Origin of the sequence: Pseudomonas sp., from assembly GCF_041601375.1 — a bacterium.
GTDB lineage: Bacteria > Pseudomonadota > Gammaproteobacteria > Pseudomonadales > Pseudomonadaceae > Aquipseudomonas.
In genome coordinates this window covers 37028-56996 of the sequence record NZ_JBFIIG010000001.1, presented here as the reverse complement: position 1 = coordinate 56996, position 19969 = coordinate 37028, and the positions used below count along the sequence as shown (strand labels likewise).

Genomic DNA, 19969 nt, shown 5'->3' with positions numbered 1-19969 from the left:
TGACTCGCTGCAGCTTGTAGCTCTTACACCTACTGATCGTCGAAATAACGCTCGTGCCAGGCGATCAGTGGGTGCGGTGCGTTGAGCTTCTGCCCGTAGATCACCGAATAAGACAGCACGTTCTGTACATACTGACGGGTTTCGTCGAATGGGATGTTCTCGATCCAGACGTCGTAGGCCAGGTGATCGGCGCCGCGCAACCACTGGCGTACACGGCCGGGGCCGGCGTTGTAGGCGGCGGAGGCGAGCACGCGGTTGCCGTTGAATTGCCCGTAGACCTGGCTCAGGTAGGCGGCGCCGAGTTGGATGTTCACATTCGGCAGCAGGGTATTGTTCGGGTTGCTCAAGGGGATGCCGAATTTACGTGCGGTCTCCTTGGCGGTTGCCGGCATCAACTGCATCAGGCCCATGGCGCCGACCGGGGACCTGGCATCGGCCATGAAGCCGCTTTCCTGGCGGGTAATGGCGAATACCCAGCTGGAGTGCAGGCCGCGTTTCTTCGACTCGATGGTCAGCGGTTCGCGGTGGGCCATGGGGAAACGCACGTCCAGGTCGTCCCAGTACTGCGCCTGGCTGATGGTGCGAATCGCCGGGAAGTACCACTCCATGTCATATGCCAGGCGGGCCTGGGCAACCAATTCGTCACGACTGAACAGGCGGCTGACGTGATACCACTCGCGGCGGCCATCGACGATCTGGCCGCGCTCGTGGAATTCCATGGCGCGACGAATGCCGGCGGCGTTGCGCACTTTCTGCAGGATTCTGGGTGAAAGTTGCAGCGGCGTGTTGTTCAGTTGGTAGGGCGCCTTGACCTGGTCGGCGGCCATGAAGCCGTAGAAGTCGCGCTCCTTGGCCAGGCCCTGGTAGAGCACTTGCGGTTCCTGGCTGTTGGGTTGGGCCAGCTGCAGGCTACGCGCCTGCCAGTAACGCCAGCGGTTGGTCTTTCCCAGCTCGTCAGGCATTTGTCGGGTCAGCCGGTGCGCTTCGTCCCAGCGGCCGAGGCGCAGCAGCAGGCGCGCCCGCCATTCGCTGACGGTGTTGTCGCGTAGTTGCGGGTCGTACTGGGCCATCACCTTGAGTGCGCGAGCGTCGAAGCGCTTTGCCAGGGTCAGGCCGATTTCACGGGCGATGGCGACTTTTTCGTCGCTGGAAAACTTCATGCGCTGGGCATAGCCCTCCAGCAACGTGAGGGCCTTCTCCGGATCTTGCCGGGCCAGGCGGCGCAGGCCGAGCCCGACGACATCGGCCATGGCCTGATCGTTGGGACTGAAACGAGTGGTTTGGCTGAGGATCTGTGGTTTCTGCGCCACTTCCAGCAGCAGCTTGCCGTGCATGCCCAGGGTCGGCAGCCCCTTGATCAGGTAGCTGGCCAGACCATAGTTGCGGGCTTCGGCTGCCAGCTTGGTGCGCTTCCAGCGCATCTCTTCGGTCAGTTTGCCCTTGGCGGCCCATAGCTCGAACAGGCGGTCGCAGGCATTGGGTTGCGACTTGCCGACCAGCCAGAGCTTCTCGGCGGTGGCAAAGCCCTCGGCAAGCATACCGTTGCCCAGTTGGTATTGGCCGTACAGGCAATCCAGTTCGGTGAAATTCAGCGCAGGATCATAGTGATTGACGAAGGTTTGCCACTCGCCACGCTCGGCCAGCCAGCGCAGCCAGCGCAGTTTCATCCAGCTGGCTTGCGGCAGATCGCCATGTTCGGCGAGAAATTTCTCGATCTCGTCATTGCTGGCCCATTTGAGTCGGGCGGTCAGTTCTTCATACGCCAGGTAAGGTTCCAGCGGGTAATCGCGCAGGACCTTGGCATAGCGCTGGTAAGGGCCTTTGTCGCCTTTGGCCAAGGCGGCTTTGGCCTGGTCATAGTACTGGCGCTGCTCGGTCAGGCTGGCAGCTTGGGCCGTTGCAGCTGTCGCGGCAGAGAGGATTAAGCAGGAGAATAGGCGAAACAGGCGACCGCGCATGACACTTCCGTGATAGGCAAATAAGTAAGCGCCGCCGAACCGGCGCTTGATACACCTAGCTTAGTCTTTTGCCGGGGGCGGGTGAAAGCGGCGCCGCCGACTGGCACCTCGATGAAAATTGCCCGCAAACTCGGCGCCCATCTCGGTTAGAATACGCGCCCAGTTTTTGTCGGGGCCTGCGGGCGTCGGCAGACAAGTTTTTTGCGGTGATGAACCGTTGCAGAGTAGGGCTGGAGTGCGCAGATGGTCGTTCATTTCTTGCGCTTTCGCAGCCGTTACCTGCTTGTTGTTTATCAGTCGCTGTATTATCGAGGCGTGCCATGACCCTGCTTAAGTTCACCGATGTTTCCCTGGCCTACGGCGCCATGCCGCTGCTGGACAAGGTGTCTTGGCAGATTGCCCGTGGCGAGCGGGCCTGCATCATCGGCCGCAATGGCACCGGCAAGTCGAGCATGTTGAAGCTGGTCAAGGGCGACCAGAAGCCCGATGAGGGCTCGGTTTGGCGCGCGCCGGGGTTGAAGATCGGCGAGTTGCCGCAAGAGCTGCCGGTCGCCGACGAACGGACCGTCTTCGATGTGGTTGCCCAGGGCCTGGATGGTGTCGGCGAACTGTTGGCGCAGTATCACCACCTGAGCCAGAACATCGTCACCGAAGCCGATCTGGACAAGCTCATGCATGTCCAGCATGACCTCGAGGCCCGTGATGGTTGGCGTCTGCAGCAACTGGTCGATAGCACCTTGAGTCGCTTGCAGTTGCCGGCCGACAAGACCCTGGCCGAATTGTCCGGTGGCTGGCGGCGGCGGGTGCTGTTGGCCCAGGCGCTGGTCTCCGAGCCGGATCTGCTGTTGCTCGACGAGCCGACCAACCACCTGGACATCGGTGCCATCGCCTGGCTGGAAGAGGCGCTGCTGGGCTTCAACGGCGCCGTGTTGTTCATCACCCACGACCGCTCCTTCCTGCAGAATCTGGCCACGCGCATCCTCGAGCTGGATCGCGGCGGTCTGATCGACTGGAATGGCGACTACGCCAGCTTCCTGGTGCACAAGGAAGCCACCCTGGCCGCCGAAGAAGTGGCCAATGCGCTGTTCGACAAGCGTCTGGCTCAGGAAGAAGTGTGGATTCGCCAGGGCATCAAGGCCCGGCGTACCCGTAACGAAGGGCGCGTGCGGGCCTTGAAGGCCCTGCGGGTCGAGCGCGGCGAGCGCCGTGAGCGGACTGGTAAGGCCAATATCCAGCTGGACACCGCCGATAAATCCGGCAAACAGGTGATGGTGCTGGATAACGTCAGCTTCGCCCATCCGGGCGGGCCATGCCTGGTCAAGGACTTCTCCATGGTCCTGCAGCGCGAGGATCGTATCGGTCTGCTCGGCGCCAACGGTACCGGCAAGACCACCTTGCTGAAGCTGATGCTCGGTGGCCTGCAGCCGAGCAGCGGCAGCGTCAAGGAAGGTACGCGCATCGACGTGGCCTACTTCGACCAGTTGCGTCATCAGCTCGACCTGGAAAAGACCGTGATCGACAACGTCGCCGAAGGCCGCGACTTCATCGAGATCGATGGGCAAAACCGCCATGTGCTGAGCTACCTGGGCGACTTCCTGTTCAGTCCGCAACGTGCTCGCACGCCGGTCAAGGCGCTGTCGGGTGGCGAGCGTGCGCGCCTGTTGCTGGCCAAGCTGTTCAGCAAGCCGGCCAACCTGCTGGTGCTGGACGAACCGACCAACGACCTGGACGTGGAAACCCTCGAGTTGCTCGAAGAGGTGCTGTTGACGTTCAAGGGCACCGTGCTGATGGTCAGTCACGACCGGGCATTTCTCGACAACGTGGTGACCAGCACCCTGGTCTTCGAAGGCGAGGGCAAGGTTCGCGAATACGTAGGCGGTTATCAGGACTGGCTGCGTCAGGGCGGTTCGCCGCGCTTGCTCGGGGTTGGCGAAACCAAGGCCGGCAAGGCCGAACTGGCGTCCGCCGTGGTCGAAGCTGCGCCTGAGGCGGCGCCGGATGCCAGTGTGCCGGCGGCCAATGCGCCAGCGGCCAAGAAGAAGCTCAGCTACAAGGTGCAGCGCGAGCTTGAGGCGCTGCCCGCGCAGATCGATGCGCTGGAGGTGGAAATAGCCGCGCTGGAGGCTCAGATCGGTGCCCCGGCGTTTTACCAGCAGTCCGCGGAAAAAAGTGCCGAGGTGCTGGCCCGTTTGCAACATCAGCAGCATGAACTGGATAAGCTGCTGGAGCGTTGGGCCGAACTGGAAGGCTGAGAGCTTGTGAAAAAAACGCTCACCTACTGCGACCGCCCCTTGATGCCCGCTGCTGGCGTTGCGTTACGCGAATAACAGGGTCATTTAGCTCACTAAACGCCCCTTTTTCGCGTAACGCGGCTTGCCGCGAACGCCAGGAGACGCGCTCTCGCTACGACGCTCGGTATTTTCACAACCTCTGAGCTCGGCGCCGCAGTACCGATTATTCCCACACAGAACCTCAACCGTCTGGCGGAGACATGCATGACCATCGAGTACCGGATTACTCTCGACGATAATCACGAGTTCAGTTACAGGATCGAACTGAACCGTGTGTATGACCCCGCCCAGGCTCAAGCGGCGCCCAACTGGACACGCCTGGATCACCAGCGGTGCAGTAATTGCCCGCTGAGCAGGGACGACTTCAGTCATTGCCCGGCAGCGGTCGATCTGCATCAGGTGATCGAGGATTTTCAGGGGCTGCCGGCCTTCAAGAAAGTTGCAGTCTGGGTGCGCACGCCAGAGCGTGAATACACCAAACAGGTCGGTCTGGAAGAGGGGCTGCGTGCCCTGCTCGGGGTGATCATGGCGACCAGCGCCTGTCCGGTGTTGGGCAAGCTCAAGCCGATGGCGCAGAATCACCTGCCGTTCGCCAATAATCAGGAGTTCATCCTGCGCGCGGTTTCGCTGTACCTGGCGCGGCAGTATTTCAATTTCCGCGAAGGGCGTCTTGCCGATTGGGAGCTCAAGGGCCTGGTGCGCATGTTCCAGCAGTTGCAGCTGGTCAATCAGGCGTTCTGGCAGCGGATTCACGACACCTGTGAGGGCGACTCGAACCTCAAGGCCTTTCTGACCTTCTTTTCCATGTCGTCGAGCATGACCTACTCGCTGGAAACCCAGTTGCAGAAGATTCGCCCGCTGGTCATGAGCGCTGGCGACATGTTCGAGTGATCCGCAGGCGAATGAGGCCTGGCGCCTCATCCGCCTGGGGCGCGCTACTCGGTTTTTTTCAGGCGTACGGCCAGCACGTCGCAGGGGGCGCCGTGCAGTACGTCATTGGCGGTGGAGCCGAGCAGTAGGGCCAGGCCATGACGGCCATGGCTGCCGACGATGATCAGGTCACAGCCTTGCTCCTCGGCCAGGCGGTGTATTTCCTGGCGTGGTTGGCCGTAAGCCAGGTGACGTCGATCGGCGCCCAAGTCGGGGTATTTTCCGGCGAAGCTGTCCAGGCGTTCGCGGGCCTGTTCGAATTGCTGCTGTTGCAGCATCGACAGGTCCATGGGGACATCCCCGCCAAACGCCATGGCCATGGGTTCGACTACATGCACCACGGATAATTTGGCGTGGGTGCTCGAGGCCAGCTTCTGTGCGCGCTGCATGACTGGATCGCATTCTTCGGTTAGGTCGACAGCGACCAGAATATGCTGGTAGGGCATGGGTGATTCCTTTAAGGGTTGCCGATGAGAGTAAGTATGGCCGCATTGAACACTAGTGACAGGCTTTTGCCTGCGAGATGAATGTATGCCGGTATGGATCATATTGCTGCTTCTGGCTTTTGTACTCAGCCCACTGGCCATGCTGATGCCGTCGCGGCGACAGCGTGGGCGGATGGATGTGCGTTTGCAAGCCCGGCGCATGGGTTTGGCGATGCAGTTGTCGCGCGAGCAGTGGCCGCACTGGCTGGCCATCGAGCCGCCGGGCCAGTGCCCGCAATATCACCGGGCACGGCGCCGTGGGCATGAGGATTGCTGGTGCTACTGGCAGGCCGCACCCGGCCAGTGGCTGAATCGATGGCGGGAGCCGTGCGACGATGCGCCCCTGGCCGAGCAATTGGCCAGCCTGCCGGTCGATGTGTTCAAGGTCGAGGCCACGGCGCAGATGATCGCGCTGTACTGGGGCGAGCGGGAAGAGTCGGATGCGCTGGAGAAGATTGCCGGTTTCTTGCTGGCGCGTGCTTGAGTGGCCGCCAGGCCATCGAGAAAGAAAACCCGATGCAAGCATCGGGCTATAAATGTGGCCAGGCAGGCCGGAAAAGTCGAGTGACTCAGGTGTCCTGCGGCCCTGGCTCAGGGCTTGTGAATAATCGAGCGCCATAGCGTCACTGTGCAGCGCCTGCTCGATTTGCCGGCTGGTTTGCGGGCGGCGTTCCAGGCGCTGCGGTTTTGCGTAAGCTCGTGGGGCCATCTGTCCCCGTGGCCGAGTTTTGCCACCCCCCCCTCCTTTGGTTCGTTAATCACAATAGTTCAGTGCCAGCCTAAAAGGTCGCACCTGGCGCAGCCTGCTCGAGCGCGACTGCTGGCGCCGGCAGGTTGTCCAGCGGCTTTGCCGGGTGGTGCAACCAGGCGCAGTCGATGTCGTCTGGATCTGGCTTGGGAGCGCGCGGCGGCATGGGCTGGTTCTAGGTGTCCGGCGGGATGTGGCTTCCATTCAGTTGGTGGTGCCGTTATTTTCATGGGCTCTGATGGCCCGTATCGAGGCGAATCTATCACCTGGAAGGCCATTTTGTTCGCTGTGTGCTTGGTCTATTTTCTGGACTATAGCCGGAGTTTGTCCGATTTTAGCTGATTTTTATCGCCTAATTTCTTCATGACAATATCGTCTGGCAGCGCGGCGCGCGCCCAGGCGGCCGTCGACGCATCAAGCTGCGAGCGACCAATTGACAATCTGCAGCTTTTCCTTGAAGGTGGTCACACCCAAATCAAACGGGCGTATGAATTGAGCGTTTGCTTAAAAAGGCGGCGTCAATCCAGTCCGATTATCGCGTCGGTGGGTGTGCCAGGCTCGTAGGGGCTACTCTGAAACGGCTGTGCCGTGGGGTAGTCAGCTGGTTGGCTCCGATGTGTACTGTTCAGCTTCCATACCGTGGAGATCAGTTGATGATTTACGAAGGTAAAGCCATCACGGTTAAGGCTCTTGAGAGTGGCATCGTCGAATTGAAATTCGACCTCAAGGGTGAGTCCGTCAACAAATTCAACCGTCTAACCCTCAACGATTTGCGTCAGTCGGTCGATGCAATCAAGGCCGATGGTTCGATCAAGGGCGTGATTGTCACCAGTGGCAAAGACGTATTCATCGTCGGCGCCGACATCACCGAGTTCGTCGACAACTTCCAGCTGCCGGACGCCGAGCTGGTGGCTGGCAATCTCGAAGCCAACAAGATCTTCAGTGATTTTGAAGACCTCGCTGTGCCGACAGTAGTCGCTATCAATGGCATCGCCCTGGGCGGTGGTTTTGAGATGTGTCTGGCCGCGGATTACCGGGTCATGGCCGACAGCGCCAAAGTCGGCCTGCCGGAAGTCAAGCTGGGGATCTACCCGGGCTTCGGTGGCACCGTGCGTCTGCCACGGGTTATCGGTACCGATAATGCGGTCGAGTGGATTGCCTCGGGCAAGGAAAACCGTGCCGACGACGCCCTGAAAGTCGGAGCCGTCGATGCCGTAGTGGCGGCAGACAAGCTGCAAGCTGCAGCGCTGGATCTGGTCAAGCGCGCCATCTCCGGCGAACTGGACTACAAGGCCAAGCGCCAGCCCAAGCTGGAAAAGCTCAAGCTCAACGCCATCGAGCAGATGATGTGCTTCGAGACCGCCAAGGGCTTCGTTGCCGGCCAGGCTGGCCCGAATTACCCGGCCCCGGTCGAGGCGATCAAGACCATTCAGAAGGCCGCCAACTTCGGTCGCGACAAGGCGCTGGAAGTGGAAGCCGCCGGCTTCGTCAAGCTGGCCAAGACCCCGGTTGCCGTCAGCCTGATCGGCCTGTTCCTAAATGATCAGGAGCTGAAGAAGAAAGCCAAGCACTACGACGAAATCGCCAAAGACGTGAAGCTGGCCGCCGTGCTCGGCGCCGGCATCATGGGTGGCGGTATCGCTTATCAGTCGGCTGTCAAAGGCACGCCGATCCTGATGAAGGATATCCGCGAAGAAGGCATCCAGATGGGCCTTGCCGAAGCCTCCAAGCTGCTCGGTAACCGGGTTGCCAAAGGCCGTCTGACTGCCGCGAAGATGGCTGAAGCCCTCAACGCGATTCGTCCGACCATGTCCTATGGCGATTTCGGCAACGTCGACATCGTCGTCGAAGCCGTGGTCGAGAACCCCAAGGTCAAGCAAGCCGTACTGTCCGAAGTGGAAGGCATGGTCAAGGAAGATGCGATTCTCGCTTCCAACACCTCGACCATTTCCATCAGCCTGTTGGCCAAAGCCCTCAAGCGCCCGGAAAACTTCGTCGGCATGCACTTCTTCAATCCGGTGCACATGATGCCGTTGGTTGAAGTCATCCGTGGCGAGAAGTCCAGCGAAGTGGCCGTGGCCACCACCGTTGCCTACGCCAAGAAGATGGGCAAGACCCCGGTCGTGGTCAACGATTGCCCGGGCTTCCTGGTCAACCGCGTGCTGTTCCCGTACTTCGGTGGTTTCTCCAAGCTGCTGGGCTTCGGTGTCGACTTCGTGCGTATCGACAAAGTCATGGAGAAGTTCGGCTGGCCCATGGGTCCGGCGTACCTGTCCGATGTGGTCGGTATCGACACCGGTCACCATGGCCGCGACGTCATGGCCGAAGGCTTCCCGGATCGCATGGCGGTCGAAGGCCGCACCGCGGTCGACGTGATGTATGAGGCCGATCGCCTGGGCCAGAAGAACGGCAAAGGTTTCTATGTCTACGAAATGGACAAGCGCGGCAAGCCGAAGAAGGTCGTCGACCCTCAGTCGTATGAGTTGCTCAAATCGATCGTGACCGAGCAGCGTGAAGTGACCGACGAAGACATCATCAACTTCATGATGATCCCGCTGTGTCTGGAAACCGTACGCTGCCTGGAGGATGGCATCGTCGAGACCGCAGCCGAGGCCGATATGGGCCTGATCTACGGCATCGGCTTCCCGCCGTTCCGTGGTGGTGCGTTGCGTTACATCGACAGCATCGGTGTGGCCGAATTCGTGGCACTGGCCGACAAGTACGCCGATCTGGGCGCGCTGTACACCCCGACTGCCAAGCTTCGCGAAATGGCTGCCAATGGCCAGAAGTTTTTTGGTTGATCGCGCAACGACTAGAGCGAGAGTGAATTTATGAGCCTGAATCCTAGAGATGCAGTCATCGTCGACTTCGGCCGTTCCCCGATGGGGCGCTCCAAAGGCGGCATGCATCGCAACACCCGTGCCGAGACCATGTCGGCCAACCTGATCAGCGGCCTGCTGACCCGTAACACCAAGGTCGATCCGGCCGAAGTGGAAGACGTGATCTGGGGCTGCGTCAACCAGACCCTGGAGCAGGGCTGGAACATCGCGCGCATGGCGTCGTTGATGACTCAGATCCCGCACAGCAGCGCCGGCCAGACCGTCAGCCGTCTGTGTGGTTCCTCCATGAGCGCCCTGCACACTGCCGTGCAGGCGATCCAGACCGGCAACGGCGATGTATTCGTCGTTGGCGGCGTCGAGCACATGGGCCACGTCGGCATGATGCACGGCGTCGATCCGAACCCGCACCTGTCGCTGTACGCAGCCAAGGCCTCGGGCATGATGGGCCTGACCGCGGAAATGCTCGGTAAGATGCATGGCATCAGCCGCGAGCAGCAGGACGCCTTCGGTGAGCGTTCGCACCGTCTGGCGCACAAGGCCACCGTCGAAGGCAAGTTCAAGGATGAAATCATCCCGATGCAAGGCTTTGATGAGAACGGTTTCCTGAAAGTCTTCGACTACGACGAAACCATTCGTCCGGAGACCACCCTGGAAAGCCTGGCGGCGCTCAAGCCTGCGTTCAACCCGAAAGGCGGCACCGTGACTGCGGGTACTTCCTCGCAGATCACCGACGGCGCTTCCTGCATGATCGTCATGAGCGCCCAGCGCGCCCAGGATCTCGGCATTCAGCCGATGGCCGTGGTGCGTGCCATGGCGGTTGCCGGTGTGGATCCTGCGATCATGGGTTACGGTCCGGTACCGTCCACCCAGAAAGCCCTCAAGCGTGCTGGCCTGACCATCAACGACATCGATTTCTTCGAGCTCAACGAAGCCTTCGCCGCCCAGGCACTGCCGGTGTTGAAGGACTTGAAAGTGCTCGACAAGATGGAAGAAAAGGTCAACCTGCACGGCGGCGCTATCGCCCTGGGTCACCCGTTCGGTTGTTCCGGTGCGCGTATCTCCGGTACCCTGCTCAACGTAATGAAGCAGAACGGTGGGACATTTGGCGTGTCCACTATGTGTGTGGGGCTCGGTCAAGGCATCACCACCATCTTCGAACGCCTTTAGTTAATCAGAGAAGGCGTTCAAGGATGCAAAACCGGGGCCTAGTGCCCCGGTTTTTGTTTTTGGCCATGCCATCCATGGCGGCCACCCTTCGGGCGCGTCGCTACCCGACGTGAAAAACTTCTCCCGGATTTTTTTGTCGGCGGGAAAAAAATCGAGGAATTCAGTGATGCAATTACAGCCCGGCCTTTATCGCCACTACAAAGGCCCCGAGTACCGCGTGTTTGGCGTGGCCCGACATTCCGAGAGCGAGGAGCAAATGGTGGTCTACCAGGCGCTATACGGCGATTACGGCTTGTGGGTGCGCCCGCTGGAAATGTTTTGCGAAAGCATCGAGGTGGACGGCGAGATGGTTCCACGCTTCGCTCTGGTTCAGGCCGAAACAAGCCTCTTCGGCCGTCCCTGAACGCAGGCCGCACTATCGCTGCGCTTGACCTCAGCCTGAGCGCCACTATATATAGCGGTGCCGCGCTGGCCGGCTACTGAAAAACCTTCGCTGGATCGTGCAGCATTGAATGCGACCGCAGAATGCTTCTTTGCAGCATGTAAACCCCGCTTCTTCGGTTGAATTCACCTCGCCAGTTGCTGGTTCGTACTATTTTCAACAGTTTGTAATGGCGCCTCTCGCCTTTCATTTATCGAATTTCAGGAATTTTCCAATCCATGGGCAAATCGCTGGTCATCGTGGAATCCCCGGCCAAGGCCAAGACCATCAACAAGTATCTGGGCGACCAATACGTGGTGAAGTCGAGCATCGGCCACATCCGTGACCTGCCTACCAGTGGCTCGGCAAGTGCTGCCAAGGAACCCGTCAAACGGGGCAAGGCAGCGACGGGTGAAGTGCCGGCGCTGTCACCCAAGGAAAAGGCCAAGCGTCAACTGGTGGCGCGCATGGGGGTCGATCCCGAGAATGGCTGGAAGGCCAAGTACGAAATCCTTCCGGGCAAGGAAAAGGTTGTCGAGGAGCTGCGCCGCTTGGCCAAGGATGCCGACACCATCTATCTCGCAACCGACTTGGATCGCGAGGGGGAAGCCATCGCCTGGCACCTGCGCGAATCCATTGGTGGCGATGATAGCCGCTACAAGCGCGTGGTGTTCAACGAGATCACCAAGAAGGCCATTCAAGAGGCGTTCTCCAAGCCGGGCGAGCTGGACATCAATCGGGTCAATGCCCAGCAAGCGCGGCGCTTCCTTGACCGGGTAGTGGGCTACATGGTCTCGCCGTTGCTGTGGGCCAAGATCGCCCGTGGTCTTTCGGCTGGCCGGGTGCAGTCGGTGGCGATGAAGTTGGTGGTCGAGCGCGAGAAAGAAATTCGCGCCTTCGTGCCCGAAGAATATTGGCAGGTGCACGCCGATCTGGGCACGGCCAAGGGCGCCAATGTGCGCTTCGAGGTGGCTCGCGAAAACGCTGCCGCCTTCAAGCCCCAGAACGAAGCTCAGGCGATGGCCGCCTTGGCAACGCTAGAGGCATCCAGCTACAGCATTGCCAAGCGTGAAGACAAGCCGACCAGCAGCAAACCGTCGGCGCCGTTCATTACCTCCACTCTGCAGCAAGCGGCGAGCAATCGCCTGGGCTTCGGGGTGAAGAAGACCATGATGATGGCCCAGCGTCTGTATGAGGCCGGTTACATCACCTACATGCGTACCGACTCGACCAACCTCTCGGCCGATGCCGTGAGCATGGTGCGCGACTTCATCGAAGGCGAATTCGGCAAGAAGTACCTGCCGGACAACCCGATTGCCTACAGCAGCAAGGAAGGGGCCCAGGAGGCGCACGAGGCGATTCGTCCGTCCGACGTCAACCTCAAGCCGGCCCAGCTAACCGGCATGGAGCGTGACGCCGAACGCCTGTACGAGCTGATCTGGCGCCAGTTCGTGGCATGCCAGATGCCGCCTGCCGAGTACCTGTCGACCACCGTCACCGTCACCGCCGCACAGTTCGAGTTGCGCGCCAAGGGGCGGATTCTCAAGTTCGACGGTTACACCCGGGTATTGCCGCAAATGAGCAAGCCGGGCGATGACGATGTGTTGCCGGACATGGCCCAGGGCGATGCGCTCAAGCTGATCAAGCTCGATCCGAGCCAGCACTTCACCAAGCCGCCGGCACGTTATTCGGAAGCCAGCCTGGTCAAGGAGATGGAGAAGCGCGGAATTGGTCGTCCGTCGACCTATGCGGCGATCATCTCGACCATCCAGGATCGCGGCTATGTCGCATTGCATAACCGGCGCTTCTACTCGGAAAAGATGGGCGACATCGTTACCGGGCGCCTGAGCGAAAGCTTCTCCAACCTGATGGACTACGGTTTTACCGCCGGCATGGAAGAGCACCTGGACGACGTGGCCCAGGGCGAGCGCGAGTGGAAACATGTGCTCGACGAATTCTACGGCGACTTCAAGAAGAAACTCGAAGTGGCCGAGGCCAGCGACAACGGCATGCGTGCCAATCTGCCGACGCCGACCGATATCCCCTGTCGCGAGTGCGGTCGGCCGATGATGATTCGTACCGCCTCGACCGGGGTGTTCCTCGGTTGTTCCGGCTATGCACTGCCGCCGAAAGAGCGCTGCAAATCGACCATAAACCTGGTCCCGGGCGATGAAATCGCCGCGGACGATGAGGGGGAGTCGGAATCGCTGGTGCTGCTGGGCAAGCATCGCTGCCAGAAGTGCGATACCGCCATGGATGCCTACCTGCTCGACGAGACGCGCAAGCTGCATATCTGCGGCAATAACCCAGATTGCACGGGCTACGAGATCGAGCAGGGTCAATTCCGGATCAAGGGCTATGAAGGGCCGAGCCTGGTGTGTGACAAGTGCGGCAGCCAGATGCAGCTGAAGACCGGGCGTTTCGGCAAGTTCTTCGGGTGCACCAACAGCGAGTGCAAGAACACCCGCAAGCTGCTGAAAAGTGGCGAGGCCGCTCCGCCGAAGATGGATCCGGTGAAAATGCCCGAACTCAAGTGCGAGAAGGTCAACGACACCTACATCCTGCGCGACGGTGCATCGGGTCTGTTCCTGGCCGCCAGTCAGTTTCCGAAGAATCGCGAAACCCGTGCGCCGCTGGTATTGGAACTGATTCCGCACAAGGAGGAGATCGACCCCAAGTATCACTTCCTTTGCGATGCGCCGAAGAAGGACCCCGAAGGTCGTGCGGCGGTTATTCGCTTCAGTCGCAAGACCAAAGAGCAGTACGTGCAGACCGAGGTCGAGGGCAAGCCCACCGGCTGGCGCGCGTTCTATGACGGCGGCAAGTGGAAGGTCGAAGACAAGCGCTGATCGGACCAGGTGCGCGCCCGCAGGCAGCGGGCGCGCGTATAGTGGCCGAGAGGCTGAGAAATTGTCGCTTGCCTGCTGCGACCGTCGCCGGGTGGCTGCAACTGCGTTGCGCTACGCAAGCAGAGCGCAGCGGAGTAACAGCCGCAGGCTGGCCGGAGGGCGCTCTCGCGACGCTCTTCGATATTTTTCCAGCCGCTGAGCGGTCTGTAATGGAGGGTGCCTCTATGGCCCATGAACTGTATACCCGCACCAACCAGAAGCTCTTCTATGCCGGTCTGTCGCTGGAGTCCTGGCGCGCCGCGCAAGAGGGGCGGGCGGTCAATGCCCTGGCCCTGATTCAGGCCGAGCGTGAGGCGACGCTATTCCATCTCTATGGGGCACTGCTGGGACTGTGTCACGAGATCGCCGGCTACTACCGCTTGCCGCAAAGCAATGCAGTGCGTGCCGAGCAGTTGCTGGACAAGACGCTGTTGCAGGCTGCTCCCAGTCCTGAGTTGGCCGAGCTTATCGAGTTGTCGCAGCAGTCGGAAACCTGGTTGGCCCAGCTGCTGAAGGCTTATGACGAGCTGTTTCAGCCGCCGCAGGCGGCGAAAAAGGTCAAGGTCGACCCGCGCACGCCGATGATCGAGGCGATCAGCCTGGATCGGGAAGTGCCACCGCTGGCGCGTGAAACCCTGGAGGTTTGGCGGCAGGAGTTGAAGGGCTTGGCCAAGCGCTTTCGCGAGTCCTTGAGCGAGTGGTGAGTCGAGTTTGGATAAGCGGGCTAGGGGTGAGCCTTGGTCGACTGTTACAATGCCGGCCTTTCGTGGAGAACCAGCCCTATGCCTACATCCTACCTTGAGATCGTCGAGTTGCCCGATGGGCGCATTGCATTGCGGCGTGCAGAAGACGAAGAGACCTTGGTGGTGCTGGACTTTTCCGCCGATGCCAAGGAATTCCTGCAGGGTCAGCATATCGAGGTAGCCAAGGCTATGCTCAGTGTCGGCGTGCAAATGGCCGGGAAATTGGCTGAAGGTGATTTCGACCACGCACAGGGACCGCACGTGCTGCATTGATTGCAGATGGGCTGTAGTGGGTTGAAGCGATGCTGCTGTCTGCAGCAGGCTCTTGGTGTTATGGCCGGTTAGATAGTCCGGGTCGTCCGCGTCGTCGTCTCATGCACAGTCCCTGTGCCATTGTTTGCGAACTCTATCCCAGGCTTATGTTGAGGCTCTGTGCCTTGCCCTGCCGTGCAGCATGCTCCAGCTGCTCTCGGGCGAGCTGCTGCAGAGGGTGCAGCCAGCTGACGACAGTGTGGCTGCGACCCAGCTTTAGTGCTTCCTCGGCCAGTTGCAGTGCGCTTTGCCGGCCTCGCGGGTGGAGTAACAGAATGCGCTCGCGGTTGAGGCCGGCTTCGCGCAGCCAGGTTTGCGTCAAGCTGCTGGGTGGGGCGATCAGGCTCAACCAGCGCGCATCGTTGTTCTGGCTCAGCTCGCGGAGCATCGGGGCAAGCAGGTTCAGGCAATGGCTGGCAGCTCCGCGCAGTGAGATTTCACTGAAGGCTTCGGGATTCTCCAGCCAGGGCGACTCCACCGCCGGGTTCAGCCGCGGCGTCACTGCCGAGGCCATTAACCCCTCGAACAGGGGCAGCTGTGTACGGTTTAGTGACTGCGGGAACTGCATGGAACCTCCTCTAGCGGCGGATAACGCCGACACTCAAGCCTTCGATAACCAGCTCCTGCTCTTCCAGATTGACTTCGATGGGGGCGAATTCGGGATTTTCGGCAGTCAACCAGACCTTGTTGCCTTCGCGCTTGAAGCGCTTGACCGTGACTTCGTCATCGATGCGGGCTACCACGATCTGGCCATTGTGCACTTCACGGGTGGTGTGCACGGCCAGCAGGTCACCGTCGAGAATGCCAATGTCCTTCATGCTCATGCCGCGCACGCGGAGCAGGTAGTCGGCCTTGGGACGGAAGAACTCGGGGTTGATCCGGCATGAGTCTTCGATATTTTGTTGCGCTAAGATAGGCGCGCCGGCGGCGACACGGCCGATTACGGGTAAGCCCTCTTCCTCGTTGTTCGGTTCGTAGCCAGGGATGCGAATTCCGCGTGAGGCGCCAGGGGTCATTTCGATGGCCCCTTTGCGGGCCAGGGCCTTGAGGTGTTCTTCGGCGGCATTGGGTGACTTGAAACCAAGGGCCTGAGCGATTTCCGCGCGGGTTGGCGGGTAGCCGTTGTCGTCAAGGCAGTGCTTGATGAAGGCGAGAATTTCAGCTTGGCGTGGCGTTAGTTTCAGCATGTTGGGCTCTGTCTTTTTATACAGTGACTGTGATTATATACAGTGGCTCGAGGTTGGCAATCCTCCTTTTCCTGCCGGTTGGAATTCGCTGCTTGCGGTTTCACCTCAAAGCGGGTTACTTACCGGGTGCGCTGACAGGTTCACCTGCGCGGCACCTGGACTTGGGGCTGGAGTTGTGCGCTGCCGATACATGACTATGCGGCCAGAAAATGGCTCGCGCGACTTGACAAGGTAGCTGGCCGAAACGTATGTTTCAAACAAGTGTTTGTCAGGTGGATAGTCATGGCTCAGTCGGAAACCGTTGAACGCATTCTCGATGCGGCGGAGCAGTTGTTCGCAGAGAAAGGATTCGCGGAAACTTCATTGCGCCTGATCACCAGCAAGGCTGGGGTCAACCTGGCAGCGGTGAACTACCATTTTGGTTCGAAAAAAGCCCTGATTCAGGCAGTGTTCTCACGCTTTCTCGGTCCTTTCTGCAGCAGCCTCGAGCGCGAGCTTGATCGGCGTCAGGTCAAGCAGGAGGTGAAAGTCAGTCTCGAGGAGCTGCTCGAGTTGCTGGTGGATCAGGCGCTGGCCGTGAAGCCGCGTAGTGGCAACGATTTATCGATATTCATGCGTCTGTTGGGTTTGGCCTTCAGTCAGAGTCAGGGTCACCTGCGCAAGTATCTGGAGGAGGTGTACGGCAAGGTCTTCCGTCGTTACATGCTCCTGGTGCATGAGGCCGCGCCACGTATCCCCCCGCTTGAATTGTTCTGGCGCGTGCATTTCATGCTCGGCGCAGCGGCCTTCAGCATGTCCGGGATCAAGGCGTTGCGGGCGATGGCCGAGACCGATTTCGGGGTCAATACCTCGATCGAACAGGTCATGCGCATGATGGTGCCGTTCCTGGCGGCCGGCATGCGTTCGGAAAGCGGTGTGACCGATGAGGTTCTGGCCTCCGCTCAACTCAAGCCGCGCGTCAAGAGCGCGGGCATGCTCGCCAAGGTTTGATGCCGCGCCAGGGTCTGTTGCCGTTTCGTTCGCGAGCCGCGAACAAAACGGCAACAGACCCTGGTGGGCTTGGCGAGTCCGATCCGCTAAGCTAGTCGCCCATGCGCGCTCTCGACTTTCTACATATCTCCCTCGCTGATCAGTGCCTGTACGGCTTCGCCGACGGGCAGCTGTTGTTGCGCCTGCCGGTGTCCACTGCCCGCAATGGTCCGGGCGAGCTGAATGGCTCCGGCTGCACCCCGCGTGGCTTGCATCGAGTGCGGGCGAAGATCGGCGAAGGTTTGCCGCTGGGTGCGGTATTGCGGGGCCGGCGCTGGACGGGCGAAGTCTGGTCACCGGCCCTGGCTGCGCAATTCCCCGGGCGCGACTGGATCCTCACGCGGATTATCTGGCTCAGTGGTTGTGAGTTGGGGCGCAATCGACTGGGGGAGGTCGATACCTTCCGCCGCTACATCTACCTGCACGGCACGCCGGACACCGAGCCCATGGGCGTGCCGCGCTCGCACGGTTGCGTGCGACTACGCGATGCCGATCTGCTGGCGCTGTTCCCGCGCGTCCCTGTTCAATGTGCCGTGCAGATCGACGAGGCGCCGTGCCCGGTCTGGGCGGCGGCATCACTTTAGTTAAGGATTACGTGTGAGTGCACCCATGCAAGGCTCGTTGATGCTGGATATCGCCGGCACCTGGCTGGCCGCCGAGGATCGGCAGATTCTCCGTCAGCCCGAAGTGGCTGGCTTGATCCTGTTCGGGCGTAATATCGAACACCCGCGGCAGGTCCGTGAGCTGTCGTCCGCCATTCGTGCGGTACGCCCGGATCTGCTCCTGGCCGTCGATCAGGAGGGCGGGCGGGTGCAGCGTCTGCGCCAGGGTTTTATACGTTTGCCGGCGATGCGCGCGATTGCCGATAACGTCAATGCCGAGGTGCTGGCTGAGCATTGCGGCTGGCTGATGGCCATCGAGGTGCTGGCGGTCGGCCTGGATCTGAGCTTTGCGCCGGTGCTGGATCTGGATCATCAGCGCAGTGCGGTGGTGGGTAGCCGGGCTTTCGAGGGAGATGCGCAGCGCGCCACTCGGTTGGCGGCTGCATTTATTCGCGGCATGAGCGCGGCGGGCATGGCCGCGACCGGCAAGCATTTTCCCGGACATGGCTGGGCCGAGGCCGACTCCCATGTGGCGATCCCGGTGGATGAGCGCAGCCTCGAGCAGATCCGTGCCAGCGATCTGCAGCCGTTCGCGCAGTTGAGCCGGCAGTTGGCGGCAGTGATGCCGGCGCATGTGATCTACCCGCAGGTCGATGACCGGCCTGCCGGCTTCTCCCGGCGCTGGTTGCAGGAAATTCTGCGTGGTGAGCTACAGTTCTCCGGGGTGATTTTCAGCGATGATTTGACCATGGCCGGGGCGCATGTGGTGGGCGACGCGGCGTGTCGCATCGAGGCGGCGCTGACGGCGGGTTGCGACATGGGTCTGGTATGCAATGACCGCGCTGCCGCGGAGTTGGCACTGAGCGCCCTGCAGCGTTTGCAGGTTGTGACACCGCCAGGTTTGGCGCGGATGCGTCGCCAGGCTTTTCCGGGTACGGAATACCGGCAGAGTCCGCGGTGGCTGGAAGCAGTGGGCGCACTACGCGCCGCGCAATTAATCGATTGAGGAGAGTTTGATGACTGTCTACGCCATAATCGGCGGTACTGGCCTGACCCAGCTGGATGGGCTGACCATCAATGCTGCGCTGCATGTTGATACGCCCTATGGCGCGCCCTCCGCCCCGGTGTTGCGTGGTGAGTATGCGGGGCGTCAAGTGCTGTTCCTGGCCCGCCATGGCCACCCGCACCGGATTCCGCCGCATCAGGTGAATTATCGCGCCAACCTCTGGGCGCTCAGGCATTCGGGGGCCAAGGCGATCATTGCGGTGAATGCGGTTGGCGGAATCCAGGCGGCTATGGGCACCGGACATTTCTGCCTGCCGCACCAGATCATCGACTACACCTCGGGGCGTGAGCACACCTTCTATGAGGGTGAGTTGGAGCATGTCACCCATGTGGATTTCGGCCACCCTTACGATGCCGAGTTGCGGGAAAAACTGGCCAGCGCGCTGGCTGCCGAGGGCTGTGCATTCAGTGCTCAGGGGGTCTATGGCTGCACCCAGGGGCCGCGTCTGGAGACGGTTGCCGAGATCGCCCGGATGGAGCGCGACGGTTGCGATATCGTCGGTATGACCGGCATGCCCGAGGCGGTGCTGGCGCGCGAGCTGGCGCTGCCTTATGCCTGCCTGGCATTGGTGGTGAACCCGGCGGCGGGCAAGTCCAATGTGTCTATTACCATGGCCGCCATCGAGCGCGCCCTGGACGAGGGCATGGGTCGGGTCAAGGCCGTCTTGGCCCATGTGCTGGCCGGCTGAACATAGTGGCTGTGAATTAAAGGGTCGCAATAGCGACCCTTTTTTGTCCAGGCAAGGTGTTATGCGTACCGTTTAAAGCGGGCTGATGCGTACCAGCAGGCCGAGGCTGCCGTGGTCGAGGTAGGTCAGTTCGCCGCTCTGCAGGCGCACGCTGTGCTTGATCAGTTCGCTGCTGCTGAGAAAGCCGCTGTCATCGAACCGATTGACCCACAGGTTGGCGCTCAGGTCGATAAGGCGATCCTGTTTCAGCTCAAGGGTGCCCTCAACCGGAAAATGCCCAAACTGTTCGTTGCCGCTGCTCAGCGCCACTCGGCCGGGGCTGGCGCCGATGCTCTGCGCCCAGGCTTTGTGCAGCAGCACGTTATAGCCGTTATCGGGGGTGAGTTTGCTCGCCTGACTATTCAGTGTAGTGGCGCGCTCCTGGCTGGGGTCGACCGGCAGTGCGCCTTGTGCCCAGTCGTCGGGGGCGGGGTGGACGGCGGGAAGCGGCTGGGTCGTTTGCCGGAAGACGATCACCTCAACCTGGTACATGGCCTCGGCAAAGGCGGCGCTCGTGCTCAGTAGCGCTAGCAAGGCAAGCGAGAGCGAGGCCAGGGGGCGGAGTGCGCGCATGG

18 protein-coding genes are annotated in these 19969 nt (G+C 60.8%); 13 read left to right on the top strand and 5 right to left on the bottom strand.

Annotated elements, in window-relative coordinates; translation table 11 throughout:
* Positions 1 to 29 precede the first annotated feature (29 nt).
* Positions 30 to 1958 (bottom strand): transglycosylase SLT domain-containing protein, encoded by a 1929-nt coding sequence (locus tag ABZE94_RS00270; RefSeq protein WP_372873536.1) that lies wholly within the window; start codon positions 1956 to 1958, stop codon positions 30 to 32.
* 320 nt (positions 1959 to 2278) lie between these two features.
* On the opposite strand from ABZE94_RS00270, the gene ABZE94_RS00265 reads away from it, so the two are divergent.
* A complete protein-coding gene (locus ABZE94_RS00265) occupies positions 2279 to 4210 on the top strand; it encodes an ATP-binding cassette domain-containing protein (protein WP_372873535.1) in 1932 nt (643 codons plus the stop codon).
* Between the two features lie 243 nt (positions 4211 to 4453).
* A complete protein-coding gene (locus ABZE94_RS00260; protein WP_372873534.1) occupies positions 4454 to 5140 on the top strand; it encodes a hypothetical protein in 687 nt (228 codons plus the stop codon).
* A 44-nt stretch (positions 5141 to 5184) separates the two neighbouring features.
* On the opposite strand, the gene ABZE94_RS00255 is transcribed toward ABZE94_RS00260, so the two are convergent.
* Positions 5185 to 5625 (bottom strand): universal stress protein, encoded by a 441-nt coding sequence (locus tag ABZE94_RS00255; protein WP_372873533.1) that lies wholly within the window; start codon positions 5623 to 5625, stop codon positions 5185 to 5187.
* Positions 5626 to 5710: 85 nt separating this feature from the next.
* Here ABZE94_RS00255 and ABZE94_RS00250 point away from each other — a divergent pair, with 85 nt between their 5' ends.
* The 7 genes from ABZE94_RS00250 to ABZE94_RS00220 all read left to right on the top strand — a co-directional run bounded on the left by ABZE94_RS00250 (position 5711) and on the right by ABZE94_RS00220 (position 14744).
* Positions 5711 to 6148, top strand: a complete 438-nt coding sequence (locus ABZE94_RS00250; RefSeq protein ID WP_372873532.1) for a hypothetical protein — start codon at positions 5711 to 5713, stop codon at positions 6146 to 6148.
* Between the two features lie 917 nt (positions 6149 to 7065).
* Positions 7066 to 9213 carry a fatty acid oxidation complex subunit alpha FadB gene (fadB, locus tag ABZE94_RS00245; RefSeq protein WP_372873531.1) on the top strand — a complete coding sequence of 716 codons (2148 nt, stop codon included), beginning with the start codon at positions 7066 to 7068 and terminating at the stop codon, positions 9211 to 9213.
* Between the two features lie 30 nt (positions 9214 to 9243).
* Complete coding sequence (gene fadA / locus ABZE94_RS00240) at positions 9244 to 10419, top strand: acetyl-CoA C-acyltransferase FadA (protein WP_372873530.1); 1176 nt, start codon at positions 9244 to 9246, stop codon at positions 10417 to 10419.
* A 166-nt stretch (positions 10420 to 10585) separates the two neighbouring features.
* Positions 10586 to 10822: a DUF1653 domain-containing protein gene (locus ABZE94_RS00235; RefSeq protein WP_372873529.1), complete on the top strand. Its 237-nt coding sequence runs from the start codon at positions 10586 to 10588 to the stop codon at positions 10820 to 10822.
* Positions 10823 to 11079: 257 nt separating this feature from the next.
* Positions 11080 to 13689, top strand: coding sequence for a type I DNA topoisomerase (topA, locus tag ABZE94_RS00230; RefSeq protein ID WP_372873528.1), 2610 nt, complete (start codon positions 11080 to 11082; stop codon positions 13687 to 13689).
* Between the two features lie 224 nt (positions 13690 to 13913).
* Entirely contained in the window at positions 13914 to 14432 is a 519-nt protein-coding gene (locus ABZE94_RS00225; RefSeq protein ID WP_372873527.1) for a DUF6586 family protein, read from the top strand.
* A 78-nt stretch (positions 14433 to 14510) separates the two neighbouring features.
* On the top strand, positions 14511 to 14744 hold the full coding sequence (locus ABZE94_RS00220) for a hypothetical protein (protein ID WP_372873526.1): 234 nt from the start codon (positions 14511 to 14513) through the stop codon (positions 14742 to 14744).
* Between the two features lie 133 nt (positions 14745 to 14877).
* Here the strand turns inward: ABZE94_RS00220 and sulA are convergent, their stop codons facing one another.
* Together sulA and lexA are read right to left on the bottom strand one after the other, a co-directional pair.
* Complete coding sequence (sulA, locus tag ABZE94_RS00215; RefSeq protein WP_372873525.1) at positions 14878 to 15351, bottom strand: SOS-induced cell division inhibitor SulA; 474 nt, start codon at positions 15349 to 15351, stop codon at positions 14878 to 14880.
* 10 nt (positions 15352 to 15361) lie between these two features.
* Positions 15362 to 15970, bottom strand: coding sequence for a transcriptional repressor LexA (gene lexA, locus ABZE94_RS00210; protein WP_372873524.1), 609 nt, complete (start codon positions 15968 to 15970; stop codon positions 15362 to 15364).
* 282 nt (positions 15971 to 16252) lie between these two features.
* Between lexA and ABZE94_RS00205 the strand changes: the two genes are divergently transcribed.
* The 4 genes from ABZE94_RS00205 to ABZE94_RS00190 all read left to right on the top strand — a co-directional run bounded on the left by ABZE94_RS00205 (position 16253) and on the right by ABZE94_RS00190 (position 19355).
* Positions 16253 to 16960 (top strand): TetR/AcrR family transcriptional regulator, encoded by a 708-nt coding sequence (locus tag ABZE94_RS00205; protein ID WP_372873523.1) that lies wholly within the window; start codon positions 16253 to 16255, stop codon positions 16958 to 16960.
* 101 nt (positions 16961 to 17061) lie between these two features.
* A complete protein-coding gene (locus tag ABZE94_RS00200) occupies positions 17062 to 17583 on the top strand; it encodes a L,D-transpeptidase (protein WP_372873522.1) in 522 nt (173 codons plus the stop codon).
* 25 nt (positions 17584 to 17608) lie between these two features.
* Complete coding sequence (gene nagZ, locus ABZE94_RS00195; protein ID WP_372873573.1) at positions 17609 to 18607, top strand: beta-N-acetylhexosaminidase; 999 nt, start codon at positions 17609 to 17611, stop codon at positions 18605 to 18607.
* 10 nt (positions 18608 to 18617) lie between these two features.
* Complete coding sequence (locus ABZE94_RS00190) at positions 18618 to 19355, top strand: S-methyl-5'-thioinosine phosphorylase (RefSeq protein WP_372873521.1); 738 nt, start codon at positions 18618 to 18620, stop codon at positions 19353 to 19355.
* Positions 19356 to 19427: 72 nt separating this feature from the next.
* Here the strand turns inward: ABZE94_RS00190 and ABZE94_RS00185 are convergent, their stop codons facing one another.
* Entirely contained in the window at positions 19428 to 19967 is a 540-nt protein-coding gene (locus ABZE94_RS00185; RefSeq protein ID WP_372873520.1) for a CsiV family protein, read from the bottom strand.
* Positions 19968 to 19969 lie beyond the last annotated feature (2 nt).

Bases quoted from the DNA above. Each gene is read 5' to 3' on its own strand.
- ABZE94_RS00270 (WP_372873536.1), bottom strand. From the start codon at position 1,958: ATGCGCGGTCGCCTGTTTCGCCTATTCTCCTGCTTAATCCTCTCTGCC.
- ABZE94_RS00265 (WP_372873535.1), top strand. From the start codon at position 2,279: ATGACCCTGCTTAAGTTCACCGATGTTTCCCTGGCCTACGGCGCCATG.
- ABZE94_RS00260 (WP_372873534.1), top strand. From the start codon at position 4,454: ATGACCATCGAGTACCGGATTACTCTCGACGATAATCACGAGTTCAGT.
- ABZE94_RS00255 (WP_372873533.1), bottom strand. From the start codon at position 5,625: ATGCCCTACCAGCATATTCTGGTCGCTGTCGACCTAACCGAAGAATGC.
- ABZE94_RS00250 (WP_372873532.1), top strand. From the start codon at position 5,711: ATGCCGGTATGGATCATATTGCTGCTTCTGGCTTTTGTACTCAGCCCA.
- fadB (WP_372873531.1), top strand. From the start codon at position 7,066: ATGATTTACGAAGGTAAAGCCATCACGGTTAAGGCTCTTGAGAGTGGC.
- fadA (WP_372873530.1), top strand. From the start codon at position 9,244: ATGAGCCTGAATCCTAGAGATGCAGTCATCGTCGACTTCGGCCGTTCC.
- ABZE94_RS00235 (WP_372873529.1), top strand. From the start codon at position 10,586: ATGCAATTACAGCCCGGCCTTTATCGCCACTACAAAGGCCCCGAGTAC.
- topA (WP_372873528.1), top strand. From the start codon at position 11,080: ATGGGCAAATCGCTGGTCATCGTGGAATCCCCGGCCAAGGCCAAGACC.
- ABZE94_RS00225 (WP_372873527.1), top strand. From the start codon at position 13,914: ATGGCCCATGAACTGTATACCCGCACCAACCAGAAGCTCTTCTATGCC.
- ABZE94_RS00220 (WP_372873526.1), top strand. From the start codon at position 14,511: ATGCCTACATCCTACCTTGAGATCGTCGAGTTGCCCGATGGGCGCATT.
- sulA (WP_372873525.1), bottom strand. From the start codon at position 15,351: ATGCAGTTCCCGCAGTCACTAAACCGTACACAGCTGCCCCTGTTCGAG.
- lexA (WP_372873524.1), bottom strand. From the start codon at position 15,970: ATGCTGAAACTAACGCCACGCCAAGCTGAAATTCTCGCCTTCATCAAG.
- ABZE94_RS00205 (WP_372873523.1), top strand. From the start codon at position 16,253: ATGGCTCAGTCGGAAACCGTTGAACGCATTCTCGATGCGGCGGAGCAG.
- ABZE94_RS00200 (WP_372873522.1), top strand. From the start codon at position 17,062: ATGCGCGCTCTCGACTTTCTACATATCTCCCTCGCTGATCAGTGCCTG.
- nagZ (WP_372873573.1), top strand. From the start codon at position 17,609: ATGCAAGGCTCGTTGATGCTGGATATCGCCGGCACCTGGCTGGCCGCC.
- ABZE94_RS00190 (WP_372873521.1), top strand. From the start codon at position 18,618: ATGACTGTCTACGCCATAATCGGCGGTACTGGCCTGACCCAGCTGGAT.
- ABZE94_RS00185 (WP_372873520.1), bottom strand. From the start codon at position 19,967: ATGCGCGCACTCCGCCCCCTGGCCTCGCTCTCGCTTGCCTTGCTAGCG.